General features: G+C 52.2%; 2 protein-coding genes. Both read left to right on the top strand.

Features of this window, described 5'->3' with window-relative positions:
• A partial coding sequence (locus GGR91_RS07520) for a type I secretion C-terminal target domain-containing protein (protein WP_183941603.1) occupies nt 1-2,251 on the top strand: 2,251 nt, incomplete at its 5' end.
• Nucleotides 2,252-3,382: putative Ig domain-containing protein (locus tag GGR91_RS07515; protein WP_183941602.1), on the top strand; the 1,131-nt coding region annotated here is incomplete at its 3' end. It lies immediately after the preceding gene.

Here is a 3,382-nt window from a genome sequence, read left to right as displayed (position 1 = left end):
TGGTAATGACATTCTGTCTGGTAGCGCTGGCAATGACATCCTGCGCGGCAATGATGGCGCCGACATCCTCACCGGCGGGGCCGGCGTGGATACGTTTGGCTTCAGCTTTTCTGCGCTTGATGACGCGACCGACTTCATCACAGACTTTTCTGCGGGTGTTGGCGGTGACAAGCTTGACCTGTCCGCAATTCACGCGACCAACATATCACTGGGCAATGCAACGTGGGCAGCGCCATCCTTGCCGTTCACACATGGCTATGTGCGGATCGTTCAGCAGGGCAGTGACGCGGTCATCGGCTATGACCGGGATGGGTATGGGAGCAATTACTTTTTCGAGCCGATCACAACCCTCAGCAATGTGGACGCGACAGCATTGACAGCTGACAACTTCACGTTTGGTCAGGAAAATTTTGGTCTTGTAAGAACCGGCTTCATTTTAGAACAGACGCTTCTAGGTAATGGTAACGTCACAATCGGCCTAGATCTATGGGGTGGTGCCCCCGCCAGCAACGTCCAGATTGTTGTTAAAAACAAGTCTGGCGTGTCGCTTGGTTCAGTGAGTTTTACCCCGTCAGACTGGCAGGGTCAGAAAGCCATATCACTGTCCGGCGTCTCGGATACGTTTGTGGCCGCCAAGGATCTCGTTTTCCAGGTTGTGAGCACGGACGCAGATTACTCCACTAGTACACTCGCGATGGCGATTATCAACGAGACCTACGTATTCGAAAAGCCTCTACTTTCTGCTCCACAGCTGTCGATTGTATCTGCGGTTAATGGTGCAGGGTCAGTCGCGATCAGCTCAAATCTTCCAACAAATACGCAAACATCTTCCCAAGTCCGTTTAGTTTCCTTGGATGACCCCTCGATGGTAGTTCAGGGTAACCTAGTGCTTTCTGGAACATCGGGTACGTTGTCAGTTCCACAATCAACACTGGCAGGGACTAATAGATTTGTCGGTTTTGCGACCGTCAATGGCAGCCAGCTTTCTTTCCCTGTCAACATTCAGTTTGATAACCCGAACTCTGCGACGGTCACCTCGTCAGCTGCGATTATCCAAGAAGGTGGGGTGGTTCAGTTACAAATCACTTTGGCAAAGCCTGCAGGTGAAGCAATTACCTTAAACTGGGCAGTTTCAGGCTCTGGGGCGGGACCGGCCAGTAGCGCTGACTTCTTCATGGGAGCGCTGCCTTCAGGCAGCGTAAGCTTCGCCCGCGGAGAAACCACAAAACTGATCCAGATCTCTACAACAGATGATCTTCTTGCCGAGCAAGTCGAGGCATTCAGCGTCGATTTCAGTTTAGCCACGGGCACTTTGGAAGCATTCCCAGCTTCCATCAATGTCTTGATACGGGATAATGACAGCCCAGGCCAATCGGGCGCCATCACCTACTGGAATGGTGCCTCGCTCGATCTGGATCTGCAGTTCTTACGAGAGGATATACCAGTCACCCAGTCCGGAGCGACCGGCTTCCAGAACATATCCTACGACAGTGTCAGCAAAACCCTGACGATGGAATTTTGGGCCTTGCCGTCGGAGATCGCTCAGAATTTCGACTTGTCGTTTGAGTTGCCGACTGGGGTCACGGCATCGGTTGTTGCAAGTGGCGTGCTCGGTGGGTGGACATTCCTGAGCAACCTTGATGGCAAGGAGTTCATCGTTGCCGGCATCGGTAGTGCCCCCCTCGCGGGTAGCGGGACTGCAGAGATATTCACCGTCACATTTACAAATGTTGATGCAGCTCACGTGCCACTTTTGAGCTCCGGCGTTATCGGGAACCAAGTGATCTCTCCACATGAGCTCTATCAGACGGTCAACGCGTTTACCGAAAATGGTATGACGAATTTTGCGGCAGATAACGGCTCATATTCCGCGACACAGATTCAATTAGACGCCAATGACATCGACAGGGCGATCGACTCTCGCGACGCCTTACTTGCATTGAAGATTGCAAACGGTTCGATCACGGTAGAAGACTTGGCCAGCCCACTACAAATTCTTGCAGCAGATGTCACTGGCAACGGGGCCGTGACTACCTTGGATGCTTGGCACCTGCTGCGTGCGGTAGTGGGTATCGACAATGCTCGCATCGGGACAGTTGGACTAGTGGAGAGCGGCATTGATCTCTCCGGGATCACTGCCGCTGATGCGCAAATTGCATTGCTGAATAGTGTCAATTTTGGTTCAGCAACACCGTTTGGCGTAACTGCATTCATCGTCGGAGATGTCGATGGTAGCTATGTTGTAATCTAAATGAACAAGATTGCCATTAAGTGCATCGTTGAGGGTGGGGTCGCCACGCTCTCATATTATCTGATCGCAGATATTGAGAGCTTGTCTGGATTTTCGTTTTCTTTTGCATATTATAGAAACTCGGAGAGCATCGATCCATCATCGCTCTTTCTGAACTACCACCCGTCTGAAGAATTCGATGTCTCAGATATAACTAATTCAGGTGTATCCTCAATTTCGGCATCAGGGATTTTTCCCGCCGTGTATGGTGATTACAATGAATTCTACCTGTTCGACCTGGTAGTTGAAAACTTCACTGATGGTTTAGATCTTAACACCCTGCAAAACGGTTCAGATTCGGTATTTGATTCGAGCGGGATCTCAATAAGTGTCGCAGGGCTGTATGTCTCAGTCCCGCGGGTTGATGGCATTTACTACTTCGACCAAACCGTATTCGCGATTGCGGATCAGGCGGGTGCTGAGGATACGGCTTGGAGCTATCAGTTTGCATCTGTTGTGTTCAGCGATGTTGATGGCGATGCACTCACCTACAGCGCTACACTGGGCAATGGCGATGCCTTGCCGACGTGGCTGATGTTCAATGCGGGAACCCGGACGTTCTCGGGCACACCGCCGCAGAACTTTGCAGGCACGGTTAGCCTGAAGGTCACAGCATCTGACGGTAGTGCAAGCGTGTCAGATACGTTCGCGCTCACGGTTGCTGCAGTTGAAGATGAAGCGACCGGTGCAGTCACAGTTAACGGTGCAGTTGCCGAAGGCAGCACCGTTAGTGCAAGTGTCAGTGCAAATGACGTTGACGGTAACATTACCAACACCACCTTCCAATGGCAGGTGTCATTAGATGGCGCGACGGGTTGGGTGGACCTTTCAGGCGCGACCTCGCCCAACTACGCGATTGCGTCTGACCAGAGCCAGGTTGGTAAGTACCTGCGGGTTGTGTCAACGACGACGGATGCGTTGGGCGGAACCACCACGCTTACGAGCGCTGCGACACCAGCAATTGCGAACGTAAACGACGCGCCTGTGGTTTCCAACGCGATTGCGGATCAGGCGGGTGCTGAGGATACGGCTTGGAGCTATCAGTTTGCATCTGTTGTGTTCAGCGATGTTGATGGCGATGCACTCACCTAC

Origin of the sequence: Sphingorhabdus rigui (assembly GCF_014196595.1) — a bacterium.
In the GTDB taxonomy this organism is placed as follows: Bacteria; Pseudomonadota; Alphaproteobacteria; order Sphingomonadales; family Sphingomonadaceae; genus Sphingorhabdus_B; species Sphingorhabdus_B rigui.
Note: the sequence above shows the minus strand (reverse complement) of the source record. Positions and strands in the feature narration are given on the sequence as shown.